17 protein-coding genes are annotated in these 17,399 nt (G+C 64.8%); 12 read left to right on the top strand and 5 right to left on the bottom strand.

The window, feature by feature from the left end; genetic code table 11:
- Positions 1 to 49 precede the first annotated feature (49 nt).
- Entirely contained in the window at positions 50 to 2,173 is a 2,124-nt protein-coding gene (locus tag HL666_RS29275; RefSeq protein WP_512699053.1) for a L,D-transpeptidase family protein, read from the bottom strand.
- A 325-nt stretch (positions 2,174 to 2,498) separates the two neighbouring features.
- Positions 2,499 to 3,998 carry a sigma-54-dependent transcriptional regulator gene (locus HL666_RS29280; RefSeq protein WP_172109946.1) on the bottom strand — a complete coding sequence of 500 codons (1,500 nt, stop codon included), beginning with the start codon at positions 3,996 to 3,998 and terminating at the stop codon, positions 2,499 to 2,501.
- Between the two features lie 120 nt (positions 3,999 to 4,118).
- Here HL666_RS29280 and HL666_RS29285 point away from each other — a divergent pair, with 120 nt between their 5' ends.
- From HL666_RS29285 to HL666_RS29340, 12 genes are all read left to right on the top strand, one after another.
- A complete protein-coding gene (locus tag HL666_RS29285) occupies positions 4,119 to 6,101 on the top strand; it encodes a M3 family oligoendopeptidase (protein WP_172185007.1) in 1,983 nt (660 codons plus the stop codon).
- 84 nt (positions 6,102 to 6,185) lie between these two features.
- Positions 6,186 to 6,410 (top strand): AbrB/MazE/SpoVT family DNA-binding domain-containing protein, encoded by a 225-nt coding sequence (locus HL666_RS29290; RefSeq protein ID WP_015664446.1) that lies wholly within the window; start codon positions 6,186 to 6,188, stop codon positions 6,408 to 6,410.
- Positions 6,407 to 6,823 (top strand): type II toxin-antitoxin system death-on-curing family toxin, encoded by a 417-nt coding sequence (locus HL666_RS29295; RefSeq protein ID WP_172185009.1) that lies wholly within the window; start codon positions 6,407 to 6,409, stop codon positions 6,821 to 6,823. Before HL666_RS29290 ends, HL666_RS29295 begins: the two co-directional genes overlap by 4 nt.
- Positions 6,824 to 6,907: 84 nt before the next feature.
- Positions 6,908 to 7,060 (top strand): aa3-type cytochrome c oxidase subunit IV, encoded by a 153-nt coding sequence (locus tag HL666_RS29300; protein ID WP_172109943.1) that lies wholly within the window; start codon positions 6,908 to 6,910, stop codon positions 7,058 to 7,060.
- A gap of 139 nt (positions 7,061 to 7,199) precedes the next feature.
- A complete protein-coding gene (locus HL666_RS29305; RefSeq protein ID WP_172109942.1) occupies positions 7,200 to 8,327 on the top strand; it encodes a Re/Si-specific NAD(P)(+) transhydrogenase subunit alpha in 1,128 nt (375 codons plus the stop codon).
- Between the two features lie 24 nt (positions 8,328 to 8,351).
- A complete protein-coding gene (locus HL666_RS29310) occupies positions 8,352 to 8,669 on the top strand; it encodes a proton-translocating transhydrogenase family protein (RefSeq protein ID WP_172109941.1) in 318 nt (105 codons plus the stop codon).
- Between the two features lie 58 nt (positions 8,670 to 8,727).
- Positions 8,728 to 10,125 (top strand): NAD(P)(+) transhydrogenase (Re/Si-specific) subunit beta, encoded by a 1,398-nt coding sequence (locus HL666_RS29315; protein WP_015664451.1) that lies wholly within the window; start codon positions 8,728 to 8,730, stop codon positions 10,123 to 10,125.
- Between the two features lie 18 nt (positions 10,126 to 10,143).
- On the top strand, positions 10,144 to 10,944 hold the full coding sequence (locus tag HL666_RS29320) for an alpha/beta hydrolase (protein WP_172185011.1): 801 nt from the start codon (positions 10,144 to 10,146) through the stop codon (positions 10,942 to 10,944).
- Positions 10,945 to 11,038: 94 nt separating this feature from the next.
- Positions 11,039 to 12,376 (top strand): sodium:proton antiporter, encoded by a 1,338-nt coding sequence (locus tag HL666_RS29325; protein ID WP_172185113.1) that lies wholly within the window; start codon positions 11,039 to 11,041, stop codon positions 12,374 to 12,376.
- A gap of 105 nt (positions 12,377 to 12,481) precedes the next feature.
- Positions 12,482 to 13,579, top strand: a complete 1,098-nt coding sequence (locus HL666_RS29330) for a calcium:cation antiporter (protein WP_172109939.1) — start codon at positions 12,482 to 12,484, stop codon at positions 13,577 to 13,579.
- A gap of 16 nt (positions 13,580 to 13,595) precedes the next feature.
- Positions 13,596 to 13,880: a cupin domain-containing protein gene (locus HL666_RS29335; protein WP_172109938.1), complete on the top strand. Its 285-nt coding sequence runs from the start codon at positions 13,596 to 13,598 to the stop codon at positions 13,878 to 13,880.
- A gap of 238 nt (positions 13,881 to 14,118) precedes the next feature.
- Positions 14,119 to 15,027, top strand: coding sequence for a hypothetical protein (locus HL666_RS29340; protein ID WP_172109937.1), 909 nt, complete (start codon positions 14,119 to 14,121; stop codon positions 15,025 to 15,027).
- A 234-nt stretch (positions 15,028 to 15,261) separates the two neighbouring features.
- Here HL666_RS29340 and rpsU read toward each other — a convergent pair whose 3' ends face one another.
- The 3 genes from rpsU to purE all read right to left on the bottom strand — a co-directional run bounded on the left by rpsU (position 15,262) and on the right by purE (position 17,326).
- Positions 15,262 to 15,564, bottom strand: a complete 303-nt coding sequence (gene rpsU / locus HL666_RS29345; protein ID WP_006612200.1) for a 30S ribosomal protein S21 — start codon at positions 15,562 to 15,564, stop codon at positions 15,262 to 15,264.
- Between the two features lie 161 nt (positions 15,565 to 15,725).
- Positions 15,726 to 16,841, bottom strand: a complete 1,116-nt coding sequence (locus HL666_RS29350; RefSeq protein WP_172109936.1) for a 5-(carboxyamino)imidazole ribonucleotide synthase — start codon at positions 16,839 to 16,841, stop codon at positions 15,726 to 15,728.
- Positions 16,838 to 17,326 (bottom strand): 5-(carboxyamino)imidazole ribonucleotide mutase, encoded by a 489-nt coding sequence (gene purE, locus HL666_RS29355; RefSeq protein ID WP_172133869.1) that lies wholly within the window; start codon positions 17,324 to 17,326, stop codon positions 16,838 to 16,840. The genes HL666_RS29350 and purE overlap by 4 nt, the downstream gene beginning before the upstream one ends.
- Positions 17,327 to 17,399: the final 73 nt, after the last annotated feature.

Here is a 17,399-nt window from a genome sequence, read left to right on the forward strand (position 1 = left end):
GAGGCCTTTGATCTCAAAACGAAAATTTGGGTCGTGATCGGCGGGCCGATCAGCGGGTGAACACCCGGCGCGGCGGGCGGCCGACCGGTGCCGGCGGGGTCGGCTGACCACCGCCGAACAGGCGCTCGAAGAAGTTCGGGCCGGATGAGCCGGAGGAGAAGCTGTTGTCGCTGACATTGACCGCGTTCGGCAGCGGACCCTTCGGCCGAGAATAGTTCGGCTGGGCGTGGGCGACGACGTTCTCGAGATCCTTGCCGCGGCTGTTCTTGAGGATCGAGATCATGGCGGCGTCGCGACCATAGACGTCCTTGCGGAATTGCAGCTTGCCCGCATCGTCGACGAAAGCGGTCTGGTAGGTGATGTTGACCGGGATCGGCGTCGGGAATTTCAAGTCGATCTCGCTCCGCCCATACATGCTGCGGATGCGCTCGGGGGTGTAGCGCTCGTTCGGCATCGCGATGTTGAGCAGCACCGATGCGTATTGATCCGGATACTGCACGCGCATGCAGCCATGGCTGAAGGCGCGCTCGTCACGGGCGAACAGGTTCTTGTCCGGCGTGTCGTGCTGATAGACCAGGAACTTGTTCGGGAAGTTGAAGCGGATGCGGCCGAGCGCATTGGCTTCGCCCGGCGGCTGCGAGATGTGGATCGAGCCGTCGCGGGCGCGCTCGAGCTTCAGGCCCATGCGATCGAGCACGGTCGGATCCTGCTGCAGCGCCGGCAGATACTCGTTGTAGATGATCGACGGCGGCACGTTCCAGGTTGGGTTGACCGTGATGAACTTCATCGTCTCGCTGAGCAGCGGCGTCGCGTGCTGGCCCGGCTTGCCGGTCACGACGCGGGTGGTCCACACCTGCGCTCCGCGCTGCATGACCTTCAGCGTGTAGTCGGGAACGTTGAGGATCACATAGGCGTCGCCGAGCGACGGTGCGCCGAGATCGCGCGGCAGCCAGCGCCAGCGCTCCATGTTGACGATGACGGTGTCGATCTGCTTGTCCCGCTTCGGCGTATTCAGCGCCTTGACGGTGCGGTCGTCGAGCACGCCGGTCGGCTTGAGGTCGACGCTCGCCTGGAATTTACGCACCGCGGCCGCGACCTTGGCGTCATAGCGGATGTCGTCGGCGTTCTCCGTGAGGCCGAGCTTGGCGCGCAGCTTCGGCACGCGCGGATCGGACATCTGCGCCTCGGCCTCCGGCGCGTTCTTGCCGCGCGCGGGGGTGTATTTCAGCGGTTCGCCCTCGTCGATGAGGACGGGGGGCCCATCCGCGCCGCCGCGCAACTCGGCGAGCTTGGCCTTCAGCAGCTTGTAGAGCTTGTGCGGCGGGTTGTAGCCCTCGAGCGCCGCCGACGCATCCTTGGCGGTGGTGACGTTGGCCAGCACCTCGTTCGGGTCGATCGGATGCTCGGGATACTGGATGTCAGCCGACACCTGCGACCAATGCATGCGGCCGCTCTGCGCCTGCCGCGCGTAGTCCATCATGCTCTCGGTGAGCTTGAGGTCGGCTTCGGCCAGTGCGTCCGGCGCCGAGCCTGCGGCGGCAAAGTCCGGCACCGGATAGTCGGCGGGATTGAGGCCGTCGGAAGCCGCATCCTTCAGGCGCGCGATCACGCCCTTGGCCGCGGCGGTCAGGTTGCCGCCCTGGGTCCAGATCGGCGCGTAGTCGCGGCCGGTGTAGAACTTCTCGACGGCGGCGCGTTCGGCCTTGCGGTCGAAATACTTCGTTGCCTTGGTCGCGATCAGGTCGCGCAGACGATCGGCGACCGGCTGGTCGGCGGCGGGAACGGTGCTGGCGGTCTTGGCCGGTTCGGGCGCAGGAGCGGTCGCAGTCGCAGCCGCAGGGGCCGTGGCGGGCGGCGGCGAGACAACGGTCTTGGCCGGATCGGCCGCAGGCACCGCCGCAGAGTCGAGCGGCTTTGTAGTCGGTTCGGACGGCTTGGCCTGAGCAGGCGAGACGGTGGCGGTGGTGTCGAGCTTGAAATCGCTGGCGGTCGGTGGCGGCACGTTGGCCGGCTCGGGGAACGGGATCGCCGCATCGATGGCCAGTTCGGCGGCATTGTTGCGAGGGGCGTCGCCCTGGGCGAGGGCCGAAGTCGCGGACACCGCGAGGAAGGTTGCCGCGACAGCCATCAGCACGCGGTCATATCCGCCACGGTTGGTCACACAATCTCGCATCATCAATCCCTCGAATGATCTGTCCCGCCAGGAACAGGGTCGGTAACAAGGTCGATCGCTGCCCGCCAGTTCCGGCTCAAGCACCGCTCGTGAGAATGGATCTCGCCTGTACGCAATGATTCACGCCCAAACGATACTCAAGCCCCTGTTCTGCGGCCAGCGCCACACGGGACAACTCACGACAAACTGACTCTTGGGAAACCCCGGCCAAACCGATCGTGCGTTTGTGCCACGCGTTTTTTCCTTTGTCTGTCACCGCAAGGCAACGGTTCAGATGTTCCAGTATTGCCGAGCCTTGCGGCGTTTTTCGGACAGCGGCGGATCATCAGAGCGGCGGCGACTCCGTCGAAGGCGTCTCGCCATTGGCCTCGTCGAGCTTGCGGTACAGCGTCGAGCGTCCGATTTTGAGACGCCGCGCCACCTCGGACATCTGGCCGCGATAATGGGCGATGGAGAAGCGGATGATCTCGTGCTCCATCTCCTCCAGCGGGCGCACGTCGCCGCTCGCGGTCAGCATCGACAGGCTGCCATGCGAGGGCGGGGGCGAGGGAGCAATGGGTACTTCACTACCCGGCACCATGGCGGGCAGCGCCGGATGGAGTGGGCGCTCCACCGTCAGCGCCGGCAATGAATCCACCGGAGGCGCGTGGGTCGGGATGAGCGGGAAATCGGTCACGCCGAGCTGGTCGGTCTCGCTCATGACGACGGCGCGATAGACGGCGTTCTCAAGCTGACGGATGTTGCCGGGCCAGTCAAGCCTGGTCAGATAGGCGACGGCTTCGCCGCTGATGCCTGAAACGGCGCGGTTCTCCTCGGCGGCGAACCGCGCGAGAAAATGCCGCAGCAGGTGCGGGATGTCCTCGCGGCGGGCGCGCAGAGGCGGGATGGTCAGCGGCAGCACGTGGAGGCGGTAGAACAGGTCCTCGCGGAAATGACCGTCCTTGACGCGGTCGAGCAGGCGGCGATTGGTCGCCGAGATGATGCGGACGTCGACCTTGACCGGCTTGCGGCCGCCGACCGCCTCGACGGCGCCCTCCTGCAGCGCGCGCAGCAGCTTGACCTGGGCGGTGAGCGGCAGCTCCGAGACCTCGTCGAGGAACAGCGTGCCGCCATGGGCTTCGACGAACTTGCCCATGTGACGCTCGGTCGCGCCGGTGAATGCGCCCTTCTCGTGGCCGAAAAGAATCGACTCCACCAGATTGTCCGGAATCGCGCCGCAATTGACCGCGACGAAGGGCCTGGTCTTGCGCTCGCTGGTGCCGTGGATGGCGCGGGCGAACAGCTCCTTGCCGACGCCCGACTCGCCCTCGATGAGAACGGGAATCGACGACGCCGCAGCCTTCTCGGCGATGCGCAGGATCGGCGCCATCGCTTCGGCACGGGTGATGATGTCGGTGAAGGTCAGCCGCCCCTCGCGGCTGTGCCGGATGCGCTGCAATTCGCCCTTCAGCGCCGACGTATTCAGCGCGTTGCGCAAGGACACCTGCAGCCGCTCGATGCCGACGGGCTTGACGACGAAGTCCTGGGCGCCCGCACGCATCGCCGAGACGACGTTGTCGATGCCGCCGTGTGCGGTCTGCACGATCACCGGAATCGAGATCCCGGCCTCGCGCATCTTCGAGAGCACCCCCATGCCGTCGAGGCCGGGCATCACGAGATCCAGGACGATGGCGTCGATCGGGGCGGCATCGGGATTGGTCAGCTTCTCGATCACGGCGTCGCCGGTCTCGACGACGACCGCCTCGTAGCCGCATTTTTGAACCATGTTCTCCACCAGCCGGCGCTGGACCGGATCATCATCGGCAATCAAAATGCTGGCAGCCATGGCTTTCCTTGCACGCTACGACTATCTGTCTCGAATCGGGGCACTCTCGCCGACGCCGATTAACGCAACCTTAAACCTCGCTGATCGGGATAAACGTTCGAACAACAGGTTACCCATCCGATGACCTCGCGCGCCTCTTCCGCCCTTCGCAAGCCCACCAAAGCTGCTCCTCCGCCCAAAACCGCGTCAAAGACTGCCAAGGCCAAGCCGGCCAATAAGTCCGTCGTCAAGACTCCGTCGAAGCAGGCAGCCGCCAAGACCAAGCGTGGCGCGACGGCCAAATCGTCTGCAAAGCCGGCGAAGAAGATGGTCGCGGCCAAGACGGGGATCGGGACGCTGCCCGAATGGAATCTCGGCGACCTTTATAGGGGCATCGACGCGCCGGAGATCGCTCACGATCTCGCGAAGATGGATACCGAATGCGTCGCGTTTGAGACCGACTACAAGGGCAAACTCGCCGAGCACGTCGCACGCGAGGATGGCGGCGAATGGCTCGCAGGCGCAGTGCGGCGTTATGAAGCGATCGACGACCTCGCCGGACGGCTCGGCTCGTTCGCCGGGCTCGCGCATGCCGGCGACAGCGTCGATCCCGCGATCTCGAAATTCTACGGTGACATCTCGGAGCGGCTGACGGCAGCCTCGACGCATCTGCTGTTCTTTCCGCTCGAGCTCAACCGCATCGACGACGCCGTGATCGCGCGCGCGATGGAGACGTCAGCGCTCGGCTACTACCGGCCGTGGATCGAGGATCTACGCAAGGACAAGCCGTATCAGCTCGAAGATCGCGTCGAGCAGCTGTTCCACGAGAAGTCGCAGACGGGATACTCGGCCTGGAACCGGCTGTTCGACCAGACCATCGCGGGCCTGCGCTTCCAGATCGGCGGCAAGGACCTTGCGATCGAACCGACCTTGAACTTCCTGCAGGACCGTGATGGGGCCAAGCGCAAGGCCGCGGCGGAGGCGCTGGCCAAGACCTTCAAGGCCAATGAGCGTACTTTTGCGCTTATCACCAATACGCTCGCCAAGGACAAGGACATCTCCGACCGCTGGCGCGGCTTCCAGGATGTTGCGGACTCCCGCCACTTGAACAACCGCGTCGAGCGCGAGGTGGTCGATGCGCTGGTGTCCTCGGTACGGGCGGCCTATCCGAAACTGTCGCATCGCTACTACCAGCTCAAGGCGCGCTGGTTCAAAAAGAAGAAGCTCGCGCATTGGGACCGCAATGCGCCGTTGCCGTTTGCTGCCAATGCCACGATCGCCTGGCCGGAAGCCAAGAGCATGGTGCTGACGGCGTATCGCGGCTTCTCGCCCGAGATGGCCGACATCGCGCAGCGCTTCTTCGACGACAGCTGGATCGATGCGCCGGTTCGGCCGGGCAAGGCGCCCGGCGCATTCTCGCATCCGACCACGCCGTCGGCACATCCCTATGTGCTGATGAACTATCAAGGCAAGCCGCGCGACGTGATGACGCTCGCGCACGAGCTCGGCCATGGTGTGCACCAGGTGCTGGCGGCCAAGAACGGCGCGCTGATGGCGCCGACGCCGTTGACGCTCGCCGAGACCGCGAGCGTGTTCGGCGAGATGCTGACGTTCAAGCGGCTGTTGTCGGAGACCCGCGACGCCAGGCAGCGCCAGGCGCTGCTCGCCGGCAAGGTCGAAGACATGATCAACACGGTGGTGCGGCAGATCGCGTTCTATTCGTTCGAGCGCGCCGTGCACACCGAGCGCAAGAACGGCGAGCTGACGGCCGAGCGGCTCGGACAGCTCTGGCTGTCGGTGCAGACCGAAAGCCTCGGCGAGGCGATCGAGATCAAGCCGGGCTACGAGAACTTCTGGATGTACATCCCGCACTTCATCCATTCGCCGTTCTACGTCTACGCCTATGCGTTCGGCGATTGTCTCGTGAACTCGCTCTACGCGGTCTACGAGCACGCCGCCGACGGCTTCGCCGAGCGCTATCTGGCGATGCTCGCGGCCGGCGGCACCAAGCATTATTCCGAGCTGCTCAGGCCGTTCGGCCTCGACGCCAAGGACCCCAAATTCTGGGACGGCGGCCTGTCGGTCATCGCTGGCATGATCGACGAACTGGAGGCGATGGGGTAGGGCGGCGTAAAACATTTGTTGAACGGAACGAAGAGGCGCGTTATACATCTGTATAACGCGCCTCTTTTCCGATGGTATTGACCCATGAAGATCGAAATCAAGAAAATCGGCAATTCCGATGGCCTGCTGCTGCCGCGCGAGCTGATGCAGCGGCTCGATCTCAAGCGCGGCCAGCAACTGCACATCGTCGAGTTGCCGGGCGGCGGGTTCCAGGCGCTGCCCTACGATCCGGATTTCGAGCGGACGATGGAAATCGCCGACGAGATCATGGATGAGTACCGCGACACGCTCGCGGCGCTCGCTAAATGAGCGAGCAGCGGGAGCCGCTGTGGATCACGTATGAGCAGGCCGTCGCGATCCACGCACGTCAGCTGCGCCGGTTCGGCGGCGCACCGGGGCTGCGCGACGAAGGCATGCTGTGCTCTGCTCTGGAACGGCCCGTCAACAAATGGAGCTACGAGCAGGCTACGCTGCCCGAGCTTGCCGCGGCCTACGCATTTGGCTTGGCCAAGAACCACGCTTTCGTCGACGTTAGCAAGCGCATCGCGTTCATGGCGATGATGACGTTTCTGCGCAGAAACGACATCGCGTTTGCGCCGGACCCGGCTCAGGCCACTGCCATGATCCTCGCCCTCGCCGCCGGCGAGGTCAGCGAGGCCAGCCTGACGCGATGGATTCGCGACAATTGGCCGGGCCAATCAGGCGATCGGAAAAACCGATAAAACTCTCTGGCATACCTGCCGTTGCCCTTGCATTGGCTTTGAGGTATGCGACCTTAACAAAGCAATTTTCTCTGGGGGACCCCGATGGCAAACCATGGCGAGATCGCCTACTCGACGGCGGACGGCAATGACTACGTGGCGCATGAGGCCACCTATGAGGGCTTCATCAAGCTGGTGAAGTACGGCACGATCGGCGTTGCCCTCATCGTCATCTTGATGGCCATTTTCCTCGTTTAATGTCGCTATGGGCCCGCCGGCATCCCCGCCGGCGGGCCTTCAGCTGACTGCCGCAGCCGATGGCTGGTCCGGCGTCATGCTGAAGCCCATGGACGTCCCGCCCTTTTAAGCTCGCGCGCGCATTCGCGCCGGAGGCCTCATGAAGATTGCCGTCGCCAAGGAAATCGACCCGTTGGAGCCGCGGGTCGCCGCCTCTCCCGATACGGTGAAGAAGTTCAAGGCGCTGGGTGCCGAGATCGCGGTCGAGCCTGGCGCCGGCATCAAGTCCGGCCTGCCGGATTCGGAATTCACCGCAGTAGGAGCGACCGTCAGCGCGGATGCGCTCAAGGATGCCGACATCATCATCAAGGTGAAGCGGCCGGAAGCCTCGGAGCTCGCCAATTACCGGCGCGGCGCCTTGGTGTTCGCGATCATGGATCCCTATGGCAACGACGCTGCGCTCAAGGCGATGGCCGATGCCGGCATCGCCTCCTTTGCGATGGAGCTGATGCCGCGCATCACCCGCGCCCAGGTGATGGACGTGCTGTCGAGCCAGGCCAACCTCGCCGGCTACCGCGCCGTCATCGAAGGCGCCGAGGCATTCGGCCGCGCCTTCCCGATGATGATGACCGCGGCCGGCACCGTGCCGGCGACGAAGGTCTTCGTGATGGGTGTCGGCGTTGCCGGCCTGCAGGCGATCGCGACCGCGCGGCGGCTCGGCGCCATGGTCTCGGCCACCGACGTGCGCCCGGCCACCAAGGAGCAGGTGGAAAGCCTCGGCGCCAAGTTCCTGGCGGTCGAGGACGAGGAGTTCAAGAACGCCCAGACCGCGGGCGGCTACGCCAAGGAGATGTCGAAAGAGTACCAGGCCAAGCAGGCCGCTCTGACGGCGGAACACATCAAGAAGCAGGACGTGATCATCACGACGGCGCTGATCCCCGGCCGTCCGGCGCCGCGCCTCGTCACCATGGAGATGGTGAAGTCGATGCGCCCCGGCTCGGTGCTGGTCGATCTCGCGGTCGAGCGCGGCGGCAATGTCGAGGGCGTCAAGCTCGGCGAGACTGTCGAGATCGATGGCGTCAAGATCATCGGCTACCCGAACCTTGCAGGCCGGGTCGCAGCCTCGGCCTCCGGCCTCTACGCCCGCAACCTGTTCTCCTTCATCGAGACGATGATCGACAAGAAAGAGAAGACGCTGGCGGTGAATTGGGACGACGAACTGGTCAAGGCCACGGCTTTGACAAAGGACGGCGCCATCATCCACCCGAATTTTCAGCCGAAGGCATAGTCGGAAGATATCAGGAGCTAAGCCATGGAACATGTCGTCCAAGCCGTCGATCCGTTCGTTTTCCGGCTCTCGATCTTCGTCCTTGCCGTTTTCGTCGGCTATTTCGTCGTGTGGTCGGTGACGCCGGCCCTGCACACGCCGCTGATGTCGGTGACCAACGCGATCTCCTCGGTGATCGTGGTCGGCGCGCTGCTCGCGGTCGGCGTTCCCATGCTGTCGAGCGGCAGCGGTCTGGCGCGGGCCTTCGGCTTCGTCGCGCTGATCTTCGCCTGCGTGAACATCTTCGGAGGCTTCCTCGTCACCCAGCGCATGCTCGCGATGTACAAGAAGAAGTCCAAATAACAACGTCGCTTAACAACGCCGCACGACGCGGGATGACAGGCATAACGGGGCATCTGCAATGAACGCCAATCTGTCGGCACTCCTTTATCTCGTGGCAGGTGTGCTGTTCATCCTGTCGCTCCGCGGGCTGTCGAGTCCCGCCTCGAGCCGCCAGGGCAACTTCTTCGGCATGGCCGGCATGGCGATCGCGGTCGCCACCACCCTGGCCGGGCATCCACCAGCGGATGCGATCGCCTGGATCCTCGTGATCCTCGGCGTTGCGATCGGCGGTGGCATCGGTGCGGTGATTGCGCGCCGGGTGCCGATGACGTCGATGCCCGAGCTCGTCGCCGCGTTCCATTCGCTGGTCGGCATGGCCGCGGTGCTGGTCGCCGCCGGCGCCTTCTTCGCGCCGGAAGCCTTCGACATCGGCACGCCCGGCAACATCCATCCGCAGAGCCTGGTCGAAATGTCGCTCGGCGTCGCCATCGGCGCGCTGACCTTCACCGGCTCGGTGATCGCGTTCCTGAAGCTGTCGGCCCGGATGAGCGGTGCGCCGATCATCCTGCCGGCGCGCCACATCATCAACATCGCGCTCGCGGTCGCGCTCGTCTTCTTCGTGGTCCGCTTGGTGATGACCGGCGGCGGCTTCGACTTCCTGATGGTGACGCTGCTGGCGCTCGCGCTCGGCGTGCTCATGATCATCCCGATCGGCGGCGCCGACATGCCGGTCGTGATCTCGATGCTGAACTCCTATTCGGGCTGGGCCGCCGCCGGCATCGGATTCACACTGGGCAATTCGGCTCTGATCATCACCGGCGCGCTGGTCGGCTCGTCCGGTGCGATCCTGTCCTACATCATGTGCCACGCGATGAACCGGTCCTTCATCTCGGTCATCCTCGGCGGCTTCGGCGGTGAGACCGCTGCGGCCGGTGGCGGCACCGGCGAGCAGAAGCCCGCCAAGCTCGGCTCGGCTGATGACGCGGCCTTCATCATGAAGAATGCTTCGAAGGTCATCATCGTCCCCGGCTACGGCATGGCGGTGGCCCAGGCCCAGCACGCGCTGCGCGAGCTGGCCGACACGCTGAAGAAGGAAGGCGTCGAGGTGAAGTACGCCATCCACCCGGTCGCGGGCCGCATGCCCGGCCACATGAACGTGCTGCTCGCCGAGGCCAACGTGCCCTATGACGAGGTGTTCGAGCTCGAGGACATCAACTCGGAGTTCGCACAGGCCGACGTCGCCTTCGTGATCGGCGCCAACGACGTCACCAATCCCGCTGCCGAGGAGGACAAGACCTCGCCGATCTACGGCATGCCCGTGCTGCAGGTGTGGAAGGCCGGCACCGTGATGTTCATCAAGCGCTCGCTCGCCTCGGGCTACGCCGGCATCGACAATCCGTTGTTCTATCGCGACAACACGATGATGCTGCTCGGCGACGCCAAGAAGATGACCGAGAACATCGTCAAGGGCATGTAGTCGATCCGGTCGGGAGCCATGGTCGTCCTGAAATGGCTCCTGATCGTCGTTGTGGCGATCTACGCCACCGTGCTGGCGGTTCTGTTCGTGCGCCAGCGCGAGATGCTGTTTCCGATCCCGCCGGTCGGCCGCACGGCGCCGGACGCCGCCGGTTTTCCGCAGGCCGAAGAGCATGTGCTGACGTCGGCGGACGGTGAGAAGGTCATCGTCTGGCATGTGCCGGCGCAGCCCGGCCGCAGGGTGGTGCTATATTTCCCCGGCAATGGCGATTTCCTTGCCGGGGTGGTCTCCCGCTTCAAGGCGCTCACGGCCGACGGCACTGGCCTGATCGCACTGTCCTACCGTGGCTATGCCGGCTCGACGGGGAGTCCGAGCGAGCCAGGGCTGCTTCAGGATGCCGCAGCCGCCTATGCCTTCACGCGGGAGCACTACGAGGCGCAGCGCATCGTCGCGTGGGGCTTCTCGCTCGGCAGCGGCGTCGCGACGGCTGTTGCGGCGGAGCAGCCGCTCGCGAAGCTGATCCTCGAAGCGCCTTATACGTCGACCGTCGACGTCGCTTCCGACATGCTCAAGGTGGTTCCCGTCAGCCTGCTCATGCGCGACCGCTTCCATTCCGATCAGCGTATCACCAAGGTGCACGTGCCGCTGCTGATCATGCACGGCGCGAAGGATCCTGGGATTCCGATCCGCTTCGGGGAACGCTTGTTCGCACTTGCGCAAGACCCCAAGCGCTTCGTACGGTTTCCCGACGGCGGACATAATGATTTGGATTTTTTTGGTGCGACTGAGACAGCCAAGAGCTTCATCGACGGCCCCTAATGTCCGCGCAGCGCGCTGGCCGGCAGTGGTCGCCGTCCTGGTCGTTGCAGGTCTGCCGATGCAGGCGACGGCCGCCGAACTGAACGGCGCCGTGATGACCTGGCCCTTCGCGCTGCCGTTCGCGGGATTGCTGCTGTCGATCGCCCTTGGCCCGCTGCTGTTTGCCCGCTTCTGGCATCACCACTACGGAAAGATCGCCGCGGCATGGGCTCTGGTTACGCTCGCGGCATTGACCTGGAATGCCGGGCCTGGCACGGCGCTCGCTGCCTTCGTCCATGCATTGCTCGCCGAATATCTCAGCTTCATCGTGCTGCTGTTCGCGCTGTACACGGTGGCGGGCGGCATCCTGGTGACCGGCGACATCAAGGGCACGCCGACGACCAACACGGCCATCCTCGCGCTCGGCACCATCATCGCGAGCGTCGTCGGCACCACGGGCGCCGCGATGATCCTGGTGCGCCCCCTGATCCGCGCCAATCTGACGCGGTCCCACAATGTGCATGTGCTGGTGTTCTTCATCATCCTCGCTGCCAATGTCGGTGGCGCGCTCAGTCCACTCGGCGATCCGCCGTTGTTCGTCGGCTTTCTGCGCGGCGTCGACTTCTTCTGGACCACACGCAGTCTCTGGCTGCAGACGGCGATCGTCGCCGGCCTGCTGCTCGTGATCTTCGCCGCGATCGACGCATGGCGCTTCCGTCAGGAGAGGCCCGAGGCGGAAACGTCCGAAACGAAGCAGCCGGTGCGTGTCCGCGGGCTCATCAACGTCGTCCTGATCGCCGCCATCGTCGCAAATACGCTGGTGTCCGCAACATGGAAGCCGGGCGTCTCCTTCGATGTCTACGGCACCCATCTCGAGCTGCAGAACCTCGTCCGCGACGCCATCCTCGTGGCCATTGCCGGCCTGTCGCTGTGGCTCACACCGGACGAGCACCGTGAGGCCAACGGTTTCAATTGGGAGCCGATCCGCGAGGTCGCGAAGCTGTTTGCGGCGATCTTCACGGCGATCGTCCCGGTCATCGCCATGCTGAACGCCGGCCACGACGGCTCGTTCGGCTGGCTGCTGAACGCGGTGACGACGCCGTCCGGTGCGCCACGGGAGGTGGCCTATTTCTGGTTCACCGGGCTGATGTCCGCGTTCCTCGACAATGCTCCGACCTATCTGCTGTTCTTCGAACTCGCCGGCGGCGATCCCAAGGTCCTGATGGGCCAGCTCGGAGGGACGCTCGCGGCGATCTCGATGGGCGCGGTGTACATGGGAGCGCTCACCTATATCGGAAATGCGCCGAACTTCATGGTGGCGGCGATCGCCAATGAGCGGGGCATCAAGATGCCGAGCTTCTTCGGCTACATGCTGCGAGCCGGCGCGGTCTTGATTCCGCTGTTCGTGCTGTTGACCTTGCTGCCGATTCATCCGCTGCTCAGTGCCAACTAGGCGCAGCGCATGCGTTGGGCGCGATCTTGAGCTCGCCTGTCCGGGCCAGTGACGAGCGCCTCGCCGTTACGCATAGTCGTCTGCGACAAATTCGGAGCGCGAATCATGAGCGTGGAGGCCGCGGCGCCCGCCTCATCGGTGATCTTCCCGGGCTTGGCGGTGGCGCTGGTCGCAGGCGTGACGGTGACGCACTACGATTTCACACCCTCGGCGGCTGGCATGGTCTTCGCCGCGGTGCTGCTCGTCATCCTGTTCGGCACAGTGTTCGCGGCCGTGCATCACGCCGAGGTGATCGCGCATGAAATCGGCGAACCCTTCGGCACGCTGCTCCTGACCCTGGCGGTGACGGTCATCGAGGTCGCGCTGATCGCCACCATCATGCTCGGCGACAAGGCGGCGCCGGCTCTGGCGCGGGATACCGTGTTTGCGGTCGTGATGATCGTCTGCAACGGGCTGGTCGGCATCTGCATCTTCATCGGCGGCCTGCGCTATCGCGAGCAGGACGTCCTGGTCTCCGGCGCCAATCTGTATCTCAGCGTGCTGTTCACGATGGCGACGATTACGCTGGTGCTGCCGAACTATACGCTGACCGCGCCTGGACCGGTCTTCTCGGCGGCACAACTGGCCTTCGTCAGCGTGGTCACGATCCTGCTCTATGCCATGTTCCTCTACGCCCAGACCACGCGCCATCGGGACTATTTCGTCGGCAGTGCGACAGGGTTCGGCGATGACGATGTCCGGCTGCCGCGCGCGAAGCTCCTTCTCAGCATCGGGCTGCTGCTGGTGGCGCTGCTAGCGGTCGTGCTGCTGGCGAAGAAGTTCTCCCTGGTGGTCGACGCCGGCGTCGCGGCCACCGGCTCGCCACCCGCCGTCGCCGGCGTGCTCGTGGCGTTGTTGATCCTGCTGCCGGAGAGCGTCGCCGCGATCTCGGCCGCCCGCGCCAACGATCTGCAGAAGAGCATCAACCTCGCGCTCGGCTCCTCGCTTGCCACCATCGGCCTGACGATCCCCGCGGTAGCGGTCGCCGCTCATGCGCTCGACAAGCAGCTCGTGCTCGGCCTGGACGCGCAAGGCATGGTGCTGCTGGTCCTGACCTTCGTTTTGAGCATGCTGACCTTCGGCACCGGCAGGACGAACATCCTGTTCGGGCTGGTGCACATGGTGGTGTTCGCGATATTCCTTTTCCTGCTCTTCGTACCCTGACTTGAGAGAGATCCCCATGCTGAGCGCCCAGTCCGACGTCCAGGTCGATACGCCCGAGGTCCGCGTCACCGAGTGGCGGCTGGCGCCGGGCAGTGCGACGGGCCGGCACGTCCACGAGATGGATTATGTGATCGTGCCGGTGACCGCCGGAGAGATGACGATCGTGGCGCCGTCGGGCGAGCGCTCGAAGGCGCAGCTCGCGGTCGGGAAATCCTATTTCCGCAAAGCAGGCGTCGAACACGATGTGCTGAACGAGACCAGTTCCGAGATCGTTTTCCTCGAAGTTGAGCTCAAGCCCTAACCATTTGTTTACCGGCATGCCGCTGATTGTGGTATCTCAAGCCGGTGATCCGGAAAGCTGCGGCGGCGTCCGAGCGGTCTCGGATTGCAGCACGGCTCCGGTCTCAAAGGCTTTCAGGAAAACGACTATTCGCGGTTTGCCCGCGCGCATCTTGCGCGGTTAGGAGCCGCGGAGAGTGGGGAATGGTCCCTTAATTGTGCCTCAAAGTTCCCGCAAATACCGCGCGGGAGTGGTCAGCATGCTGAAATATCTCACCAAGTTTGCCCTGGAGATCATCCCGTCGGTGGTCGCCACCATCGTCGGGGCTTACATCGTCAACCACTACATCAATACCAAGCCAGACTCGCCCCCTTCGACGGTGGCGGCGGTGGCATCGGCCGCCTATGCCAAGTTGACGGGCTCCAAAGCTGAGGCCAAGGGCGACGCTCCCAAATCTCTCGACAAGTCCGCCGATGGCGCCAAGGTCGAAGCCAAAGCTGGCGCCAAGCCGGCCGAAACATCGGCCGACGTCTCCAACATCCCGGCACCGGGCATCAAGGCAAAGGGCGTGTCCGAGAAGTCGCTGGCCGACAAGGCCGCCGAGAAGGCGGTCGAGGTGAAGCCGACCGAGACCGCGAGCCTGCCGGCCGAGACGCCGCGTCATCCGGTCTCACCGCGCGAGAAGATAATGTCCCGCAACGCGCCAGCGGAGGCGCCGGCGGCCCCGCAGGAGGATCGCCGCGACGCTGCCGATCTCGCCCGCGCCGCCATCGAACGGTTGCGTGCCAATGAAGGCAAGACGGCAGGCGAGAGAGCCGCCGAAAAGCCATCCCAGGTCGATCCGGCGCGCGAGATGCCGCGCATCGTGACTGCGGCGCCGCAGGTGGCTCCGGTGCGTCCGCTGCCGCCACCGATATCGGTCTCTGCGCCGCCCAACGATCAGAGCGTGCTTGCCACCAACGCGCCGGGCGTGGCGCCCTCCTACACGGGATCCGTGCAGCCGGATGGCCGCCCGACGCCGCCGGCCGAAATCCCGGCCAGCCAGTTGCGCCCGCTCGACCTGCGGGCCGACAGGGCCGATCCGTCGATCAAGGACCAGATGTCCAGCGTGGCGAAGGACATGATGTCAGCGGCCAAGTCGGTGTTCCACTCGGTGCTGCCCAAGTAGCTCATCGTAGCTCATCCGGTGGATCCTGATCACAATGCAAGAGCGGCGGCCGTCGGGGCCGCCGCTTTTTGCTGTCGGTGATGTCACGGCGGCAGCCGGCCGTTTGCAAGACCAAGCGCGAACTCGGCGGCTGGCTGAATGGTCGGGAGAGGGGGGCGATCCGGCCAACGCGCAAAGCAAAAGCGCGAGCCGTGGGCCCGCGCTTTCAAATGTCGCCAGATGTATGTGCAGAGATCAGCGCGGCGCGCCAGGGCGGGCGCCCGCGCCCGGACCACGACCGGCGCCACGGTCACCGCCGGCGCCAGCACCGAACACCGGCTTCGGCTTCATCGGCAGCAGACCTTCGCGCTGCAGCTTCTTGCGGGCCAGCTTGCGCGCACGGCGCACGGCTTCGGCCTTCTCGCGGGCTTTCTTCTCAGAGGGCTTCTCGTAATGGCCGCGGAGCTTCATCTCGCGGAAAATGCCCTCACGCTGCATCTTCTTCTTGAGCGCCTTGAGGGCTTGATCGACATTGTTATCGCGAACGAGAACCTGCACGCGGCATCCTCTTTCTCAGTCTATCGGTTTGAAATCGGCTGAAAGTCAGGGCCGGCAAATGGCCTCGCCCTTAACCTTGAGGGCGCCCGTGTATCAGACAACCTCGTTGCTGTCCACCCGCTGACGGGCTCTTAACGGCAAGTTTAATGCGGCGGGCCTGCTTAATTTCGACCTTGCCGGGGAGGAAGAGGCGATACCTGGGTGACGTGCCCCATCTTGCGGCCCGGGCGCGCGGCTCCCTTGCCGTAGAGGTGCACGGTTGCCCCGGGAACGGTGAGCCATTGCTCGTAGCCGTCGATCTCGTCGCCGATCAGATTGGTCATGGTGACGTGACCGTGGCGCAGCGGCTTGCCGAGCGGCCAGCCGGCGATCGCCCGGATGTGCTGCTCGAATTGCGAGATCGATGCGCCGTCGAGGGTCCAGTGGCCGGAATTGTGCACCCTCGGGGCGATTTCGTTGACCAGGACGCCGGGGTTGGGCCCGCCGGAGACGACGAACATCTCGACCGCCAGGACCCCGACATAGTCGAGCGCGGTGGCGATCCGGCTGGCGATGTCCCGGGCCTCGTCGGCGAGCGCGTCCGGAATGGCGGCCGGCGCCCGCGACACTTTCAGGATGTGGTCGCGATGTTCGTTCTCGGTGACGTCGAAACACTCGACCTGGCCGTCGGCGGCGCGCGCCGCGACCACGGAAATCTCGCGCTCGAATGGCACGAAAGCCTCGAGGATTGCCGATTTGGTGCCGAGTTCGGCCCAGATCCGCTCAAGGTCGTCACCAGGGCGAATCTTGACCTGGCCCTTGCCGTCATAGCCGAAACGCCGCGTCTTCAGGACGGACGGCTGCCCGATCCGCAACACCGCCTCGCGCAGCGTGGCGAGCGAGGATATGTCGGCGTAATTGGCGGTGCGGATGCCGAGCGAGGTGACGAAATCCTTCTCGATCAACCGATCCTGCGTGGTCTCGAGCGCCGAACGGCTCGGCAGCACCGGACGCCTTGCGGCCAGCACCATCGCCGCTGCCGAAGGAACGTTCTCGAATTCATAGGTTACGACGTCGACGTCGTTGGCAAACAGCTCCAGCGCCTCCACGTCGGCATATTCCGCGCAGGTGGCGTTGAGGACCACGTCGAATGCCGGCGAGTCCGGGTCCGGCGAGAACACCTGGCAGCGCAGCCCGAGCCGTGCCGCGGCAAGTGCCAGCATGCGACCCAGCTGGCCGCCGCCGAGAATGCCGATGGTGTCGCCGGGCTTGAGCTTGACCCGATTCGATCCGGTCACGCCGCGCCCTCCGGACGTTCAGCGATCGCGTTGGTCTGGGCTTGGCGCCAAGCCGCAAGTCGATCGGCCAGCGCCGAGTCCGACAACGCCAGCACGCTGGCCGCCAGCAGCGCTGCATTGATGGCGCCGGATTTGCCGATGGCAAGTGTTCCCACGGGAATACCGGCGGGCATCTGGACGATCGAATAAAGTGAATCGAGCCCCGATAGCGCCTTGGACTCGACGGGGACGCCGAACACCGGCAGCTCGGTGAGCGATGCGGTCATGCCCGGGAGATGGGCTGCGCCGCCTGCGCCGGCGATCACGACCTTGAAGCCGGCTGCCTTGGCGCCCCGGGCAAAGGCATACAGGCGATCCGGAGTGCGGTGCGCCGAGACGATGCGAGCGTCATAGCTCACGCCCAGCGCACCGAGTGTTTCGGCGGCATGGCGCATGGTATCCCAGTCCGACTGGCTTCCCATGATGATGGCGATCGGGGCGGTCATGACCTCAATTCTTCTCGGGAATCCATCAGCATGGGCCGGAGTATAGGATCGGTCCCGACAGCGGCAAGCCATG

Source organism: Bradyrhizobium aeschynomenes, from assembly GCF_013178945.1.
In the GTDB taxonomy this organism is placed as follows: Bacteria; Pseudomonadota; Alphaproteobacteria; order Rhizobiales; family Xanthobacteraceae; genus Bradyrhizobium; species Bradyrhizobium aeschynomenes.